Genomic DNA, 17,171 nt, shown 5'->3' on the forward strand with positions numbered 1-17,171 from the left:
AGCGCAGATAAAGGAGTGACAACATGGACGAATGGACAAAGGAAGCGCTCCTGTGGCCAGAGGTATGGGCGAGGTTTCGTCCACTTACCTCAATGGGGCAGCGAGCCAAAAAGTCGCTGCCTCCCTTTATTCCCGGAGAAGAAAAAGAGTGGCAGCAAGCGCTTGCCATCCAGGAGTCCCTTTACCAAAGGGCTCAGGAAGATCCCGATTGGACTGCGCGTATTGATGGGGCATTAAATAAATTGCCGGACATCGAAACAATACTCCTCAATCTTGAGCAAGCAGGAATTCCTGGGGTAACGGATTGGTTTCGACTACAGGAGTTTCTCCGTTTCGGTAATCGATTGAGAAAGTGGATCAAGGATTGCTCCTTGGAGAGGTGGCCTGATCTAAACTTATCTGTGTGGGATGAGGCTATGTCCCTTTTAAATCCAGGGTCAGGCTCTCGTATTCAGGAGTCCTTTTCCCTAGAGCGTGGGCTTGATCCACGTCTAGAGTCTTTAACTAAAAGGAAGCTTCAACTGGAGCGACGTCTCTTTGAAGAGACAGAATGTTGTGCAACAGCGGTCGAGCAGGATTATCCACTTTTAAGGAATCGGGATGGAGAATGGATCGTTGATCGAGCGGCTTCTTATATAGAGGCCATGCGACAGGATGCGCGAATAGAACGAACACGGGAAACCGCCTTTGAAGCCATTTTTCGTCCGCTACCTTCCCTTGAGATCGTCAAGTACATGGAAGAGGTCGCAGCAGTCGAAAGAGAGCGAGCTGGAGTGACAGAGGAAGTATTGGGCCGATTAGCAGAACACATGCTACCTCATGTCACAGACCTACGCCGTGTATTGGTTGCGATTACTCAGCTTGATTTGGATTGGGCGCGAATGCGAGCGGCGCAGTCCTGGCAAGGAGTACGTCCGACAGAGGGAGATGCCTTTGTGATCCAGGGGGGTGTTCACCCTGTGATGGAGCAACGTCTCAAGGGAGAAGGGCGGACCTATACCCCTATCGATGTGCGAGTAGAGCGAGGGATGACCGTATTGATTGGTCCCAACATGGGAGGTAAGACGGCGGCTCTACGGACAGTGGGGGTGATTGCCTCCTTGGGTCAGTATGGTTTCCTTGTGCCTGCTCAGGACTGTACGATGCCACTGGTACCTTGGGTGACTGCGGTGATTGGGGATGCTCAGGATGTCCATGCGGGGCTTTCCACCTTCGGCGCTGAAGTCGCTCGTCTAGCAAGCTGGTTAGGGGAACCGAAGGCTGGGTTATTGCTACTCGATGAGATTGGACGGGGAACCAACCCAGTAGAAGGAGAGGCCCTCTCCGTTGCGCTTACCTACCACCTTTCTAAGGGGAAGGGCTGGGCCATACACGCGACTCATTATCGTGAAACCATAGAAATAAAAGGTGTCCGAGTATATCGGACAAGGGGACTATGTCAACACAGGGAGTTGCCACTGGAACAAAAACCAGAGAAAGCGCGACAGTGGTTACTCGACGGGATGGATTTTCGTTTGGTGCCTTGGCAGCCTGGGGATGGATTCCCACAGGACGCATTGGCTATTGCTACAAGTTTAGGACTACCCAGTGAGGTTATCGAGGAAGCGCGGAAGAGAGTAATCACAAAAACCTCAGCAGAGGAGATACCCACGGGTGGGGCCAAACCGGGGAAGGGGGATGTGCGATGGAAAACAAATTAAGGCTGGATGAGGGGAAAATCGTTCGTGCACGACAAGCGGCGGGGAATATCGCGACAGGTGTCGACCACTTCATCGGCACCCGGACAACGGTAGCGGTTGAACGAACGGTCCTGCGCCTGATGGGTGTAGATGGTGTAGATGCCGACTGGGTACCACTTCCCAATGTGGTAACAGACCATGTACTGGAACGGGGCCTTCTGGGCAAAGGAGTCTCCACCGCTGTCCTCAATGCAGTGGTTCAGCTTGGGATCACACCTCAACAGGTGGCCGAAAGAGTAGCGGTGGGTACATTAGATCTAGCAACGGTACCACCTGTTGATAAGAAAATTATCACGGCCAAAGGACAGGAAATGGCCCAGATGGGCTTAGATCGAATTTTGGCCAATCGTCAAGAACGAAAAAAGCGTATTGAGCGCTTAGGTGAAGGGCGAAAGCCTTATCTTTATGTGATTGTAGCGACAGGGGATATCTATGAGGATGCGATTCAAGGGAAATCCGCCGCTCACCAAGGGGCGGATATCGTAGCGGTGATTCGTAGTACAGGGCAGAGTTTAATCGACTATGTCCCCTATGGGGCGACAAGGGAAGGGTTTGGGGGCACCTACGCTACCCAGGAAAACTTCCGAATTATGCGCAAGGCCCTTGATGAGGTGGGAGAGGAAGTTGGACGCTATATTCGCCTATGTAACTATTGTTCCGGTTTATGTATGCCAGAGATTGCGGCGATGGGAGCACTAGAGCGGCTCGATGTGATGCTTAATGATGCGCTTTACGGCATTTTGTTCCGGGATATCAATATGCAACGTACCCTGATCGATCAGGCTTTTTCCCGCATGATCAACGGCTACGCTGGCATTATGATCAATACCGGGGAGGATAACTACCTGACTACTGCTGATGCGGTGGAAGCGGCGCATACCGTTCTTGCTTCCCAATTTATCAATGAGCAATTTGCCACGATGGCTGGATTACCTGCGGAACAGATGGGGCTTGGCCATGCTTTTGAGATGAATCCGGATCTGGAAGATGGATTCCTTCTTGAATTAGCCCAGGCACAGATGGCGAGGCAGATCTTTCCGAATGCCCCCCTGAAATATATGCCGCCGACGAAACATATGACGGGTAACATTTTCAAAGGACACATCCAAGATGCGTTGTTTAACACGATCGGGATGTGGACCAACCAAGGGGTGCAACTTCTTGGCATGATGACCGAGGCGATGCATACCCCGCATATCCATGATCGAAAGCTCGCGATTGAAAATGCGCGTTATGTATTCAATAATCTCCGTCATCTAGGCGAGGAAATCCAATATAAACCGGGTGGCCGCATTGAAAAAAGAGCCCAGGATGTACTGGATCAATCCCTTGCGATGTTAGAAGAAGTAGAAAAAGTAGGGCTATTTACCGCCTTGGAACGCGGCTGGTTTGCTGATGTAAAGCGTGGCCTCACGGGCGGCAAGGGCCTCTCCGGTGTCTTGGAAAAGGAAGAGGGGTACTGGAATCCCTTTGAGATCGAGCTTCGCGAGCGAGCCGGCCTTCCCATGCGGGAGGAGGTGGGATCTCCATGAACAATCCACAAGCGGCAAGTATTGATTTGAAGCGAGTCAAACCCTATGGCGATACCATGGGGGATGGAGCGGTACAGCTTAGCTTCTCCCTCCCTGTTCCTTACGGCGAAGAGGCACGGGAAGCGGCGCGTCGCCTCGTGGCGATGATGGGATTAGAGGAACCCCAGGTGTATCATATGGCGGATCTGGGAGAAGGGTACACCTGGTTTATTGTCTATGGTAAATGTACGCATACCATCGACTTCTCGACGATTCGTGTTCCCAAAGTGGACTCCACCCGGCTGGACTTCTATGGGGTGAATCAATTTATCCGCGAGCACATCGGCCGTAAGGTCGTCGTTATCGGTGCTTGTACAGGGACCGATGCTCATACGGTTGGCATTGATGCCATTATGAATATGAAGGGGTATAACGGGGAGTACGGCTTAGAGAGGTATCCAGAGGTTGACGCTTACAACTTTGGTAGCCAAGTTCCCAATGAAGAGATGTTAGCTAAAGCGATGGATCTAAAGGCGGATGCTCTCCTTGTCTCCCAGGTGGTGACGCAAAAGGGTGTCCATATCCAAAACCTCACAGAATTAGTCGAGCTAGCAGAAGCCGAAGGAATCCGGGATCAACTGTTGCTTATCTGCGGAGGCCCGCGAATTAACCATGAGATGGCGTTGGAACTCGGTTTTGATGCAGGTTTTGGACCTGGAACACTGGCACCAGATGTAGCTTCCTTTGTCGTTCATGAGCTAGAGAGACGGATGTCTAAGTAATTTATTTAAATGGATGAGCACCTCTTTTATGTCATAATAGAAGCTTATCCTCTTCCTTAAAACAGAAAACTGCGGCTTGACTTACACTTCATAAAGATGCTGTAGGGGTTGCTTCCTTCCGCTCTAAGTCGTTTTCAAGTATATCTTAACAGTGTTATTGAAATATCTATCGTGACTCTTCCACAACAATCCGAGATTGACCGAGCCTGATGTCTTAATAACGGGGGATAAGGACTTTCAGGAGGATCATATTAAAGAAGTGCTACCGATCTTAAAACTATCCATGAAAAGAACCGTCGGACCGAAGTGGACAACCGATGGTTCTTTTCTTATGGCAACACAAAAAGATATAGGCCAACTAACGGTGACCCCATATACGCCAGTGGGTTTTTCATTGGTGCAAAAAACGATGGCCACAACTTTTATCAGATCGGATCTCACAAACCTATTTTACAATTTATGACCTTATCCTCGGATTGGGGTCATCGCACATAGCCATCAAGGTAAGAAAAAGGGAGTGACAGGGTTCTTGCATTATAATTCATAATATTCTAATTAATTGTCTTTGATTAACAACTTTACTGTAATTTAGGTGTATCGAGACTAAAAATTGGGAAAAGGTGGGATATTTTGATGAATGTAAGAAAAATGGCAATTCTATTTGTGGCTCTGTTTACTTTCATGGTTGTGAGTGCAGTACCAGCCTATGCGGATAAAGACTACGGCCAGAGGTATTTCAAAACAGAAGACGGAAAATACGATCATAAGTTTAAAACCACTAGTCTCGATAATCATGTACAAGTGGCAGTATATGAAATAAAAAAAGTGAAGAAAAGCACAGGAAAGAAAAGTAACGGTAGCCGATCTTCTTTGGATGTAAGACTATGCAACTCCTCCAGCGGTAATTGCACTTCTTAGAAAAATTTAAAAAATGTAGCGAATTTTACTAATATGAAAACCGGAACCTTTTATGCAGACATCAGAGATAAAAACGCCAGTTACTACTACTCTGGTGTTGTAGCGGTTGTTTTACGCTCGTGGTGATCGGACCATCCGAGAAATTAGCCAAGTCTATGAAATTAGCAGAGCTACTATCCATCGGATAGCAGCGGCAGAGGGCATAAAAATCTGCTTCGTGCAACTCCCAAGTTCAGGGGTGTGGCAAAGGCAGTCTAATTATCGAATAGCCCTCTTCCTCTCAGATTTGCGGAAACAGGCTCCTTTCCTATTTCACGTGCCCATATAGATAACTGGCCAATATGGTGGATTTCGTGGACAATGACATGACGTATGATCTCTCCGTGTGTACATTCAATGACTCGGCGCCTGTATGCTGCGTCTCTAGTGCTAATTGGTTCTTCATTGATTTCTGAAAGTTTCCGAGAATCCATTTCATTTGTCCAAGATGTCACAAATGGCTTCACTTTCTCATGGTATTGAGCTGAAAGGTTTTTCACTTTTTGTAAGCTAGCATAATCCTCAAACAATGGCTCTTCAGGCACTGGTTCACCTCGCAAACCTAAGATCCAATAATATTCCACATCTACAATGTGAAATAGGTTATGTAGGATACTGCGGAACCCACCGCCCCGTTTCTTTAATAGTTCTTCATCCGGTATGTCTTCGCACAATGTAAACCAATCATCACGAACTTGCCAGTTATATTGAAACAGTTTCAACATCACAACAACCCCCATCTTTTATAGATTTATTTTTAATTTTCGCCAAAATAATTCAAAATCCTTTTTTTAAATAACAACTCTAACAAACCTGTTAGGACGTTCACCTAGCCGATTTCGAGTAGATGTATGTTTTCTGACCAAGATCTGGCGATTGAGAGGAAACCCAACCATAAAATGGGATAGTGATGAATAGTATAGTAAACAGGCGGGGAAACCACATCGTGCCCAAGTAAAAGACCACTGTCCTATTAGACAGCGGTCTTTTACTTGTAGATGTCCCTTGGTATCTCTGACAAACCAGAGGTAAAAACCAAATTGCTTTTACTTTACCTAATATCATTTATGTAAAGTATCATCACTGTTGTTATGATCAGATAATAACAACAGTGATGATAAATCATAACAAAGCCGCCTAAATGGTAACCTATTTTAGGGTTTATCTAATCAGCCTGAGGACCCAATAAAGAGGAAAACCAATTTTTCGGTACGAATGTACCAATCAAATTAGTACATACGTGCCGAAAAATTGGTACTAAGAGTTACAGAGGGTTGAAAATAGGAAGTGCCCTGAATCTAATCTGGTGGATATATAACTAGGATACTCATAGGTCTAACGGAAGGATGGGCATTCCATGACCCAGAAGGTAAAGTTATCTTTTCAAACCAGGACTATGAGGCTTTTATACAGCAGATGGAGTCAGAGATAGAAGATATAAGAATCGTTGATTCAGCAGATGGGCTCTATTAATGAGTTTGACACAATATAGTTGAGTAAAACTCGTTAAAAAGCCGCTATCCCTTGATATAACTGGGGTGGTCGTCTTTTTTTAATAGGTCATTTTTGTAAAGTTCAATTTAAGTTTTACATATCGTATGATATAATATGTTTAGTTAAAGTGGTGAAAGGAAGAAAACAGAGTGGAATTTGTGCAACCGATTCGTGATCCGAAACAAATTCAGGCGATCAAGAAGATCCTACTTGCTCAATCTGCACGAGATCACTTGTTGTTTGTATTGGGGATCAACTGCGGACTACGTATCTCTGACATCTTGCAGTTACGGATAGGAGATGTGATAACGGATCGAGGAAAACCGAAGCCATATTATGAGCTACGGGAACAAAAGACGAAAAAGGGGAGGAGGTTTCCGTTTGGGAAAAACGTCCTCAAGGCGATCGAATTGTATATAGATGAAGTCGGGGGTAGCCAGAATTCTGATAGCTACTTGTTTAAGTCACGACAAGGCGCGCAGCCGATCACTCGGCAACGCGCCCACCAGATAATTAATTCCGCTGCGCGTTCGATCGGGATAAAAGAGAAAATCGGTACACACAGTTTAAGGAAATCCTTTGGCTATCACGCCTATAAGTCAGGAGTAGATATATCGTTGTTACAATCGATTTTCAATCATTCGGCACCATCGGTTACTCTTCGGTATATCGGAATAACCCAGGATGACATGGATGACGTGATCCTGAATTTAAACTTATGAGTAGCATCCTGGACAAAAGAGGGCTAAAATGTTTGACGTAACGCCAGCAAAGTCACCTAATGGATTAACTGTAGCAGAATTATTCGCGGGTGGGGGATTAATGGCAGTCGGTTTAAAACAAGCAGGTTTTTCGATCATATGGGCCAACGATTTTGACAAGCATGCGGTAGGAGCCTATAGGCACAACCTTGGTAACTACATAGTTAAAGGAGACATTACAAAAATACCGATAAAGTCCATTCCCGAAGTAGACGTTATTGCAGGAGGACCACCCTGTCAGGATTACAGTGTGGCCGGATTAGGAGCTGGGGAAAATGGTGCCTCACTACTATTCTATCAAAATTATCCCATTCGGTGGCCACCTATTTTACTCAAACGATCTGAAAATACACTCGCTTCCGATAGGGATTGAGCGAAAAAGATACTCTGAGTACCAAAGCGGTTTCTGATTGCGTCTATCGATTCAGCTAACCGTTGCTCTTTTTCTCCCTCCATCCTGAAATAAATTGAGCTGAATGATATGATCCGAAGACAATTGACTTACTGTAATTCCAATGAGACGAACCGGGGATTGATCCCAGTGGCGATGAAACAACATCATCGCTGCCTCAAAGATGGATCGGCCAATATTCGTAGGATCCGGTAAAGTAATCGACCGATGGATCGAACGAAAGTCACCCCTTCTCAATGTAAGGGAAACCGTCCGTCCCATACACTGAGCACGCCGCATACGCGTACATACCTCTTCAGCAAGCTCTCGAATCACCAGTTTGATTTCATTTTCTGTGACGTAATCTTTAGGCAGCGTAAACTGGTGACCTATCGACTTACAGCCATCTAATGAATAAGGATCGACTGGACTATAATCGATCCCGTTGACTGACTGGTGAAGAACTCTTCCAATCACTCCAAACCGTTTAGCAAGTAGATTTGGATCCGTTGCAGCAAGATCACCAATCGTTCGGATTGCCATTCTATGAAAATGACGCTCCATCCGATCTCCTATTCCAAAGAGCTTCTTTACAGGAAGTGGCCACATTCGTTCCGGAACATCTTCCAATTCAAGTACGGTTAACCCTCGTGGCTTTTTCATCCCTGCTGCCATCTTAGCCATTAGTTTATTGGGGCCCACTCCAATGGAACAGGGTATCCCCGTAGACTTTACAATGGTTCCAATCTCTTTTGTTTCATAGAATAGGATTTCTTCATCCTTCTCAGAGAAGGTTACATTATTCTTTGCTAAAAGTTCTTTCTTCTTTATTATTTCAGCATCTGGAATCTTTTTTGAACCTTTAATCTTGTATTGGTACTTCGCATTCTTTTTCACATTGGTATCAATAAATTCATTCCCGTTCACTTTACCTAATAGATCACCATTTCGATACACATCATAAGTCCCATCTTGATCGGGGATGTTTACCCATTTCAACTTGATTTTATCGTCTTTTACTGACTCTTTTTAGTCATGAAACAGACCGATCCATTTCGTGGCGTGAAAGATGTCGTTTTTAGGTCTCACCGCGTAAAATAAGATCCTAGTAAGAAGCTTTTGTTATTCATCCTGTTCTTGTTATTCATCCTGTTCTTGTTATATTTGCACCAGAGCCTGTTATTTCAATATTCTAATTCGCTCACTCTTTTGTAAAATATAATAGGATCCATTTTTATACGTTCCATTGCTTCTTCCGCGGTTATTTTTTCTTGTTTCCATTCATGATAGACACTTAAAAAAGTATGACTATTATTTGGATCTGGGCCAATACGATGATTTTGATTTAAAGAATAAATGAGTTCCATATCCTCTTGTTTTAATTGAAAATCAAATATGTTCGCATTGCTAAGAATTCTTTCTTTTGAGGATGACTTTGGAATGGGAATGACATGATTTTGTACATTCCATCGTAGAATAATTTGGGCAACGCTTTTATTATACTTGGCTGCAATGTTTTGCAGAATCGGGTTATCTAGTAATTGTCCTTTCATAAATGGAGATGCTGATATTAATTGAATACCTTGTTTGTAACAAAAACTATATAGATTCTTTTGTGTTAAGAGTGGATGATATTCAATTTGATTCACCATAGGTTTTATTTCACAACTTTCCATAATATCTTCTATATGATGAATTTGAAAATTACTGATTCCTATTGCGCGTACCCGCTCTTGTTTATAAAGTGTTTCTAGTGCTCGCCATGTCTCTTTGTATTTTTCTTTTACAGGCCAATGAATTACGTATAAATCTAGGTAGTTCACACCTAATTTCTGAATACTTTTTTCATAGGCGGCCAGTGTTTCATCATACCCTTGGTCAGTGATCCAAATCTTTGAAGCCACAAACAATTGCGCACGCGATATATTAGCCGTTTCTATCCCTTGTCGAATGCCTTCGCCAACAATTTGTTCATTTCCATAAATGGATGCGGTATCTATGCTACGATATCCGATTTGGATGGCATTTTTTATGGGAGAACTGTCTTTTAACGCAAATGTACCTAGTCCAAGCCAAGGAATTTTAACACCATTATATAATGATGTTGTACTTTGTAAATGCAACTCTGTATTCATTATTTTTTATTCACTCCTAGTATGTAAAATATAATCATTCGAAAAACAATATTTGTTTAACCTTATTTTCTCGAAAAATCCTATTTCTATACGCTCCCGAAACCCAAATATTTTTCTTATGTCAGATCGATAGCGTTCAATTGTCTGACTTAGTGTTTTCAGGAAAACAGGCTTCTTGTTGGAAATATCTAAATAGAACCGCAAATGTTAGTTGAGAGTTAGTGCGCTTTGCTTCTACTAATTTCTTTTCTGGTTCGAGTAAAACGAAATGCTGAATAAGTTCTTCTTTTGTCCATTGTTGTTTCAACTAAGATACAACCCTTTCTAAAGTTCCTAGAATGTACAGAGTCGGTACTTTTTGTCGGTCTGAGTATAGCGGGACGTTTTCCCTTTGGCAAGAATGTACTCAAAGCAATAGAGTTGTACATAGAAGAAGTTGGGTGCCCAAAATCCGGATGATTACTTGTTTAAGTCGAGGCAAGGGACAAAGCCGATTACCAGACAACGTGCGCACCAGATAATCAATTTGGCTGCTCGTTCGATAGGGATAAAAGAGAAAATCGGGGACGCATAGCTTACGAAAAAGTTTTGGTTACCATACCTACAAAGCTGGCATCGATATTTCCTGTTGCAATCGATCTTTAACCACTCAGCACCATCGGTGACGCTTCGATATATCGGCATTACATAGGACGATATGGATGATGTGATCCTGAATTTAAACTTGTAAAAAGAAGTGGGTGAAATGATGACCTTGTTAGATTGGAAAATAAGAGTGAAGGGACTCAGGATGGGCAGTTCTTTGAGCCTGACCAGTGAACACAGTATATCGCGGATCCTGTTAGGGTCATTGCCTGGGTGGCGCTTCATGAGCAAGATGGGATGGTGATCTATTCTACATCAGACTATGAGGGATTCATAGTGCAAGTGGAAGCTGAGGTAAAAGAGGTGAAATTAATCGATTCAGCAGATATTGACTTAATATCTGCAAAAGTGTTATCGTGAAAAAATGTATTTGAGAAGAAACATGCATCTTAACATGAAAGGTCAGAATATACATGAGAAACTCATCGATTATTTGGAGAAAGTTTCAAAAAAATAGAGAACCCATTGCTGTATCTTGGGATTATCTCCCTCAAGTGTGGGGGATTCATCAAAATACTGATAAGTTATACATCGAACCTAATGGAAAAACAGACTATTGGCAAAAAACGCATGTTGGATTTTCTGCAGATAATGGACATTTTCTATATACGGAATGCAATCAAGATATAACAATCACTACTCGTGTTTTATCAACTCCTATGAATCAATACGATCAAGCGGGGTTAATGATTCGCTTTTCAGAAAATTGTTGGTTAAAAACATCTATCGAATATATTACAACTGAAAAGAGTATGTTGGGAGTAGTTGTTACGAATCAAGGATACTCAGATTGGTCCACACAGGTATATAAAAAACAACATTCAGATATATACTTACGTATTCGTAGAAAAGCCGGAGATTATTTTGTGGAATATTTGGAGAGTGATAAAAAGAAAGAAGATAGTTTACAGAGTCTTAAACAGTCGTGGGAACAATTACGTGTTACCCATTTAATAGAGGATACAAATGATACATCATTTCAATGCGGGATATATGCTTGTAGCCCTAAAAAGAAAGGATTTATAGCTGAATTTGATTTTGTCACAATTGATATAAATAATAAATAAATAATCGGCAGTACGAACGCCTTTACTATGATCGACTGTCCTCTGCAGCCTCAATTTCTTGGGTCCATTTTATTGACCTAATACCAAATCGATGGTGGACTTATTCGTAGTGTCTTTTAAATTGTAAAGTTGAAACCATATATAAAAGTAATATGACTTTATACACATAAATGAGGATGGCTTTTATTTTAAAGTCAAGTTCTTATTTAATGAAGAGAATGGAGAGCGTATAAAAATGGAAAGCAAAGTAAAAGATGCAGTATCCCCCAATCATTTATATTACAAAGTGGATTCTGTGGTGATGGAAAGAGGGGAGGGAATATATTTGTACGATCAGGATGGTAAACAATACATTGATTGTGCATCGGCAACATTTAATTTGAATTTGGGATATGGAAATAAAGAGGTAATAGATGTAGTAAAAAATCAAATGGATAATCTGATACATGTTACGTCTTCGTATCAAACAGATGCTGTAAATACTTTAGCAACAAAACTTGTTGAAATTTCTCCTGATAATTTGACAAGAGTGCACCCGAAAGTCAGTAGCGGTTCTGCTGCAAATGAAGGTGCTATAAAAATGGCACAGTATAATACTGGTAAACGGGATGTGATTTCTTTGTTCCGTAGTCATTTAGGACAAACTTATATGATGTCAGCACTTTCAGGGAATGCCTTTCGTAGGGAGCCGTTTCCACCACAATTTTCATTTGGCTTGCAAGTACCGGATCCATATTGTTTGCGTTGTTTTTATAATCAAGAGCCTAATTCTTGTGGCATGTTATGTGTAGAGCGAATTCATGATTTTATTGAATATGCAAGTACTGGGAATGTTGCTGCTATTATTGTAGAGCCGATATCTGGAAACGGCGGAAATATAGTTCCTCCTGAAGGATATTTTCAAGCACTCAAAAAATTATGTGAAGAACAAGATATTACATTAATTTTTGATGAGATACAAACTGGATTTGGTAGAACGGGAAAAATGTTTGCTGCGGATTATTTTGGTGTACAACCTAACATGATGACGGTAGCAAAAGGATTAGGTGGAACTGGGTTTCAAGTAGCCGCTATCCTTGCTGAGGAAAAATATGCAGGTATGCCTGGTCACCATCATTCATTTACATATGGTTCTAATATTATGGCTTCTGCAGCGGCTTGTACTACCATTGATATTTTACAAAGGCCTGGGTTTTTAGAGAATGTGACTGTAGTAGGGAATTATATTATGGAATATTTAGAGAAATTGAAGGGGAAATATAGGTTTATTGGAGATGTTAGGGGTGTAGGATTAATGATCGGGGTAGAAATCATGAAAGAGAACCTTGAACCGGATCTGGAGTTAACAAACTATATTGCGAAGCGTGCAATGGATCACGGTATCATTATTCGAACATCCAGATATGGATACGGGAATGTATTTAAAATTCGTCCGCCTCTTACTATTACTATTAGTGAGGCAGAGGAATTATGCTTTAAATTAGAAAAATTAATGGAGGAGATATAATGAAAAACTATATCATTGAATTAGGCAAGTATGTATATACGCAAGTAAACAACCAAAAAGGGACACTAAAAAATCGTATAGTGAATGGCTATTCTCCAGGTGGAGATGCTCAATTTCATATTGATGAGGTTGCAGAACATGCAATTGTAAAATATATATCAGATCAAAAAAAGCCTATTGCACTTTACACAGAGGACGGTGGTTTAAAAGTTTTTGGAGAAAATCCAGCTTACATCCTAATTATAGATCCAATTGATGGTACTCGCCCTGCAGCTGCAGGATTAGAAATGTCATGTATATCAATTGTCCTAGCGAGTTATAGAGATGGAGCTAAAATAAAAGATACTGAATACGCTCTTTTAATGGAACTTAAAACAGGAAATTATATGTATAGTGATATATTTTCAGACTCTATAGAATTTGAAGGTTATCACATGCCATTACCAAATCTAGGTCAAGATAAAGAAATAGAACATATGTTTTGGAGTTTTGAGTTTAATGGTCATCCTACGCAATTAATGATAGAAACGTATGGACATTTAATTGATGCATCAGCGAATAAGGGCGGTGTATTTTTATTTAATAGTGCCTCCTATTCCATTTCTAGAATTATTACAGGGCAGATGGATGCATATGTGGATGTTGGAAACCGATTACTTAAAGATCGTCCAGAACTACTAAAAGATTTTAAGCGAGTAGGCAATGGTCAGGTACTACATCTCTTTCCATATGATATAGCTGCAAGTGTATTTTTAGCCAAAAAAGCAGGAGTCATTATTACAGATGCATATGGAAAATCTTTAGATGAAACACTGTTAATGGATCTTAGCTATGAGAATCAACAATCATGTATAGCAGCCTCTAGCATGACATTACATCAAAAACTTTTAGACGCAATTTATTGGAAACGGAGTGGTGACATATTATGAAAGCATTAGTGTGGACTGAAAATAGACAATTAGAATATCAAAATGTAAAAGAGCCTGAAATACAAAAAAGGAATAATGTGAAAGTCAAAATATATGGAACCGGAATATGTGGAACAGATTTAAACGTACTACAGGGGAAAATGTATGCTGCACCCAATATGATTATGGGACATGAATCAGTTGGTGTAGTGGTAGAAGTGGGAGCAAATGTAAGGAATATAACAGTAGGAGATCGGGTAGTTATTGACCCTACCCAATTTTGTGGGACATGTTACTATTGTAGAAAAGGGTTAACATGTTATTGTGAAGAGTTTGATGATTGGCAATTAGGAATTGGCGCTCATGGTACTTTTGGAGAGTATTACGTGGGAGAAGATCGGTTTATGTATAAATTGCCTGATTCTATGGAATGGGAAAGAGCCACTTTAATTGAACCACTCGCGTGTGTGTTAAACGTGATAGAAAAAGCGAATATAAGACCTGATGAATCTGTTTTAGTTTTAGGATCAGGACCAATTGGGTTATTAGTTCAATTAATGGCTCGAAAACTCTCTAGAATAACAGTTGCAACAGAAATCGGGGCATTTAGAACAGAGGCTGCAAAAAAAATAGCAAACTATGTGTATCCTCCTCAAAGCTTAACTATAGAAGAAGTTCTACGCATTAATCAGGGAAGAAAATTTGATGTAATTTTTGATGCGATAGGGAATCAACTTGAATGGGCATATCCACTGATTGGAAAAGGAGGCAGGTTGGTACCTATGGGATTTGATCATACCTATCAGTTTACGATTAAACCTTTTGAACTCCTATCCAAAGGGATTACGATTATAGGTACAGGAGAAGCACATCATATGATGGAGAAGGCATTATCTTGCGCAATGGATTTACCAGAATTATCAAATTTAATTACAGATAAAATACCCCTTGAAAACTTTCAAATTGCCCTTGAAAATTTACAAACAAAAAAAGTAGACATACAATCCATTAAAACCATTTTGGTATCTGATTCAAATTATATATAAGAAGGCGGCTACGAATGACCTTCGTGAAGAAGGTTCTGGTGCGAAAAACGAAGAAAAGCAGCTGTCCCCCTTTAACAGAAGGATCTAAGCTGCTAGATTAAAGAGATTATGTATGAAATTAACTTCTTCAACGACAGAGGTCCCTAGGGCTGAAATCTGTCGTTTTTTAATCATGTGCATCGCTTCCAATCCTCGGGACAAAAGATAGGTGCTTCGAAAGGATTTGAAGCCCAGCATGAAGAGCATTTTGGGTGTTTTTGCGCAACCCCCCCGAAAAGGTACATTAAGAAGCTTCATGAGCCAGAGGGAAAAGTCATTTTTTCAACCTCAGACTATGATGAATTCATAGCTTGGGTTGAATCAGAGATAGATGATATAAAGATAGTAGAACCAGCTGAGCGCGACGCTGATTGGTTATATTAATGGACACTTTTCAAATTCTCTTAATTAGGAGTGTTGTTATTGGATTTTAGGAGAAGAAAAAGCTTATAAAATCTATTTTTCACAGGGTCGTACAATAGTACAACGTTATTTAAAGGCGAAAATGAGAAACTCGGATAAACAACAAGTGTTTAAGGTAACCATTAAGGATCGTTGGGTGATTGATGCTTATGACCAAGGTGATTATGAAAAGGTTATGCAGGAGGTTTTTCGTCGCTACCAAGAAAAGAAAAAGAATTTGAAAGCACTTAACGAAATTATGGAGAATTCATAAGCGGTCGCTTTTTTATTTCCACTCTCTTGAGACTCAGAGGGGTTTAGTAATGAGGGACGCCCTTATCTATCTCAAGAGGCTGTACCTAAATGAGATAAAGACCCCCACCGAAGGTGAGGGTCTATAGTTATGTAGATTTCAATGGATTAATCAATTGTAAGTTTCAAGCTTGGCTCTTAGGTTTTTTATGGCTGTGAGAGCCTTGGAATCCTGTTCAATATCTTCAGGCTTTCTTCCTTTACCAATCACATGACCCGCAAAGTTGACTCCGATAAAATTGAAAATATACTCTAACTGCTGTATTAACGGCTGTCCCTTTACGTTGTTTTATAGCTCCCAGTTTTGTGATAAGTGGGCGTTTATAATATGAAGAGACTTTCTGTAAAAAATTTTTTGGTATAGACAATTTAATCTAAAGGTGATATGTGAATGACACGATTTATTGCGATTATTGCTGCTATTTTTGTGACTTTTTTATGGTCTGCTTCTTATATTTTAAATAAACTTGCCTTTGGAGAAGGAATCGATCCATATATGCTGGCAGGCTTACGGTACACAATTGCAGCTAGTACATTGTTAATGTTGTTCATGTTTATAAAAAAACACTCAACCCCTATATCTATTAGATCCAGAATGAGGTTTAAACATTATTTGCTATTGGGGATTGCTGGGTACTTAATGGCCCAGGGGCTACAATATGCAGGCCAATTTTTTATTTCACCTACTCAAACCAGTATGTTACTTAGTGTAGGTAATAATCTATTTGTGATTTTAGTAGACTTGTTATGGCTTCGAGAAGTAAAAAATCGTGGAGTTTTGCTGGGTGTTTTTGGCATCCTGCTCTATTATTACCCATGGCAATTCCAAGCTGGTAACCTCATCGGAATTGGATTAGTCATCCTCTCCTCCATCGGTTATACCATTAACCTTACGGCAACTCGACACTTTATTACTAATAAAACAGTTAAAGCTGAAAATCTTGTAATAGGCCCGATGTTTATTGGGGCAATTTTTATGATAGTAGTAGGTTTTTTCCGAGGTGGTGTTCCGCACATTTCACTTATGTTGATCTGGATACTAATATGGTTGGGAATAGTAAGTGGAGCTCTGGCCTTCTATTTGTGGACATTGACGCAAAAAACTTTAAAAGCATATGAAAGTAGCGTGCTTAACAACCTTGTGTTAATTCAAGTAGCTACTATGGATGTATTTATCCTATCTCAAGAGCTTACAGTTTTACAAATTTCAGCGTTAATTATTATATTGGCAGCAATTATATATGTTCAATTTCACCCATATTTTTATATAAAAAAGAAAAAATACAATTAATCACTAGAAATTAAAAATAAATAATAGGTAAGCATAAAGGAACCCGGCTTAAATATTGACTTAAGTTGAAAAATTAAATAGAATGTTATTTGCAATTTTCCAATATATCCAGAATTGGATGAAGACAACTTCTACCCTATACAGAACAATAAAGGGCAGGATCACGGTTGACTGTAACGAAAAA

At 40.8% G+C, this 17,171-nt stretch carries 16 protein-coding genes and 2 pseudogenes; 14 read left to right on the forward strand and 4 right to left on the reverse strand.

What is annotated here, in order from left to right; genetic code table 11:
* Positions 1-23 precede the first annotated feature (23 nt).
* From kamC to BLV90_RS03615, 4 genes are all read left to right on the forward strand, one after another.
* Positions 24-1,700: a lysine 5,6-aminomutase reactivase ATPase KamC gene (gene kamC / locus BLV90_RS03595; RefSeq protein WP_091736333.1), complete on the forward strand. Its 1,677-nt coding sequence runs from the start codon at positions 24-26 to the stop codon at positions 1,698-1,700.
* The gene (kamD, locus tag BLV90_RS03600; protein ID WP_091736336.1) at positions 1,685-3,271 is read left to right on the forward strand and encodes a lysine 5,6-aminomutase subunit alpha; all 1,587 of its coding nucleotides are present in this window, start codon (positions 1,685-1,687) and stop codon (positions 3,269-3,271) included. Before kamC ends, kamD begins: the two co-directional genes overlap by 16 nt.
* On the forward strand, positions 3,268-4,032 hold the full coding sequence (kamE, locus tag BLV90_RS03605) for a lysine 5,6-aminomutase subunit beta (protein WP_091736339.1): 765 nt from the start codon (positions 3,268-3,270) through the stop codon (positions 4,030-4,032). Before kamD ends, kamE begins: the two co-directional genes overlap by 4 nt.
* A 633-nt stretch (positions 4,033-4,665) precedes the next feature.
* Entirely contained in the window at positions 4,666-4,950 is a 285-nt protein-coding gene (locus BLV90_RS03615) for a hypothetical protein (RefSeq protein WP_091736346.1), read from the forward strand.
* A gap of 254 nt (positions 4,951-5,204) precedes the next feature.
* Here BLV90_RS03615 and BLV90_RS03620 read toward each other — a convergent pair whose 3' ends face one another.
* A complete protein-coding gene (locus tag BLV90_RS03620; protein WP_091736349.1) occupies positions 5,205-5,714 on the reverse strand; it encodes a DinB family protein in 510 nt (169 codons plus the stop codon).
* Positions 5,715-6,632: 918 nt separating this feature from the next.
* Between BLV90_RS03620 and BLV90_RS03625 the strand changes: the two genes are divergently transcribed.
* Together BLV90_RS03625 and BLV90_RS03630 are read left to right on the forward strand one after the other, a co-directional pair.
* Complete coding sequence (locus BLV90_RS03625; RefSeq protein WP_091736353.1) at positions 6,633-7,205, forward strand: site-specific integrase; 573 nt, start codon at positions 6,633-6,635, stop codon at positions 7,203-7,205.
* A 28-nt stretch (positions 7,206-7,233) separates the two neighbouring features.
* On the forward strand, positions 7,234-7,617 hold the full coding sequence (locus tag BLV90_RS03630) for a DNA cytosine methyltransferase (RefSeq protein ID WP_091736356.1): 384 nt from the start codon (positions 7,234-7,236) through the stop codon (positions 7,615-7,617).
* Positions 7,618-7,668: 51 nt separating this feature from the next.
* On the opposite strand, the gene BLV90_RS03635 is transcribed toward BLV90_RS03630, so the two are convergent.
* From BLV90_RS03635 to BLV90_RS15935, 3 genes and pseudogenes are all read right to left on the reverse strand, one after another.
* Entirely contained in the window at positions 7,669-8,634 is a 966-nt protein-coding gene (locus tag BLV90_RS03635; protein ID WP_091736359.1) for a DinB/UmuC family translesion DNA polymerase, read from the reverse strand.
* A gap of 311 nt (positions 8,635-8,945) precedes the next feature.
* Positions 8,946-9,770 (reverse strand): annotated as a pseudogene (locus BLV90_RS03640) (aldo/keto reductase); the annotation flags it as partial.
* Positions 9,771-9,906: 136 nt separating this feature from the next.
* Positions 9,907-10,077 carry a DUF4158 domain-containing protein gene (locus BLV90_RS15935; RefSeq protein WP_143034992.1) on the reverse strand — a complete coding sequence of 57 codons (171 nt, stop codon included), beginning with the start codon at positions 10,075-10,077 and terminating at the stop codon, positions 9,907-9,909.
* Between the two features lie 147 nt (positions 10,078-10,224).
* Between BLV90_RS15935 and BLV90_RS16805 the strand changes: the two are divergent.
* The 8 genes and pseudogenes from BLV90_RS16805 to BLV90_RS03670 form a co-directional block, all read left to right on the forward strand.
* A pseudogene (locus BLV90_RS16805) lies at positions 10,225-10,461 on the forward strand (tyrosine-type recombinase/integrase); the annotation flags it as partial.
* A 167-nt stretch (positions 10,462-10,628) separates the two neighbouring features.
* The gene (locus BLV90_RS16120) at positions 10,629-10,775 is read left to right on the forward strand and encodes a hypothetical protein (protein WP_177167881.1); all 147 of its coding nucleotides are present in this window, start codon (positions 10,629-10,631) and stop codon (positions 10,773-10,775) included.
* 53 nt (positions 10,776-10,828) lie between these two features.
* The gene (locus BLV90_RS03650) at positions 10,829-11,482 is read left to right on the forward strand and encodes a DUF1349 domain-containing protein (RefSeq protein ID WP_091736365.1); all 654 of its coding nucleotides are present in this window, start codon (positions 10,829-10,831) and stop codon (positions 11,480-11,482) included.
* 235 nt (positions 11,483-11,717) lie between these two features.
* Complete coding sequence (locus BLV90_RS03655; protein WP_091736368.1) at positions 11,718-12,989, forward strand: aspartate aminotransferase family protein; 1,272 nt, start codon at positions 11,718-11,720, stop codon at positions 12,987-12,989.
* Positions 12,989-13,918 (forward strand): inositol monophosphatase family protein, encoded by a 930-nt coding sequence (locus BLV90_RS03660; RefSeq protein WP_091736371.1) that lies wholly within the window; start codon positions 12,989-12,991, stop codon positions 13,916-13,918. Before BLV90_RS03655 ends, BLV90_RS03660 begins: the two co-directional genes overlap by 1 nt.
* Positions 13,915-14,943: a zinc-dependent alcohol dehydrogenase gene (locus BLV90_RS03665; RefSeq protein ID WP_091736374.1), complete on the forward strand. Its 1,029-nt coding sequence runs from the start codon at positions 13,915-13,917 to the stop codon at positions 14,941-14,943. The genes BLV90_RS03660 and BLV90_RS03665 overlap by 4 nt, the downstream gene beginning before the upstream one ends.
* Before the next feature lie 544 nt (positions 14,944-15,487).
* Positions 15,488-15,658, forward strand: a complete 171-nt coding sequence (locus tag BLV90_RS16125) for a hypothetical protein (protein WP_177167882.1) — start codon at positions 15,488-15,490, stop codon at positions 15,656-15,658.
* Positions 15,659-16,087: 429 nt separating this feature from the next.
* Positions 16,088-16,987: a DMT family transporter gene (locus BLV90_RS03670; protein ID WP_091736377.1), complete on the forward strand. Its 900-nt coding sequence runs from the start codon at positions 16,088-16,090 to the stop codon at positions 16,985-16,987.
* Positions 16,988-17,171 lie beyond the last annotated feature (184 nt).

The sequence above is a fragment of the Marininema mesophilum genome (assembly GCF_900106775.1).
Taxonomy (GTDB): domain Bacteria; phylum Bacillota; class Bacilli; order Thermoactinomycetales; family DSM-45169; genus Marininema; species Marininema mesophilum.

Excerpts from the sequence above, each read along its gene's own strand:
- kamC (WP_091736333.1), top strand. The coding sequence starts at position 24 with ATGGACGAATGGACAAAGGAAGCGCTCCTGTGGCCAGAGGTATGGGCG.
- kamD (WP_091736336.1), top strand. The coding sequence starts at position 1,685 with ATGGAAAACAAATTAAGGCTGGATGAGGGGAAAATCGTTCGTGCACGA.
- kamE (WP_091736339.1), top strand. The coding sequence starts at position 3,268 with ATGAACAATCCACAAGCGGCAAGTATTGATTTGAAGCGAGTCAAACCC.
- BLV90_RS03615 (WP_091736346.1), top strand. The coding sequence starts at position 4,666 with ATGAATGTAAGAAAAATGGCAATTCTATTTGTGGCTCTGTTTACTTTC.
- BLV90_RS03620 (WP_091736349.1), bottom strand. The coding sequence starts at position 5,714 with ATGTTGAAACTGTTTCAATATAACTGGCAAGTTCGTGATGATTGGTTT.
- BLV90_RS03630 (WP_091736356.1), top strand. The coding sequence starts at position 7,234 with ATGTTTGACGTAACGCCAGCAAAGTCACCTAATGGATTAACTGTAGCA.
- BLV90_RS03650 (WP_091736365.1), top strand. The coding sequence starts at position 10,829 with ATGAGAAACTCATCGATTATTTGGAGAAAGTTTCAAAAAAATAGAGAA.
- BLV90_RS03655 (WP_091736368.1), top strand. The coding sequence starts at position 11,718 with ATGGAAAGCAAAGTAAAAGATGCAGTATCCCCCAATCATTTATATTAC.
- BLV90_RS03660 (WP_091736371.1), top strand. The coding sequence starts at position 12,989 with ATGAAAAACTATATCATTGAATTAGGCAAGTATGTATATACGCAAGTA.
- BLV90_RS03665 (WP_091736374.1), top strand. The coding sequence starts at position 13,915 with ATGAAAGCATTAGTGTGGACTGAAAATAGACAATTAGAATATCAAAAT.
- BLV90_RS16125 (WP_177167882.1), top strand. The coding sequence starts at position 15,488 with ATGAGAAACTCGGATAAACAACAAGTGTTTAAGGTAACCATTAAGGAT.
- BLV90_RS03670 (WP_091736377.1), top strand. The coding sequence starts at position 16,088 with ATGACACGATTTATTGCGATTATTGCTGCTATTTTTGTGACTTTTTTA.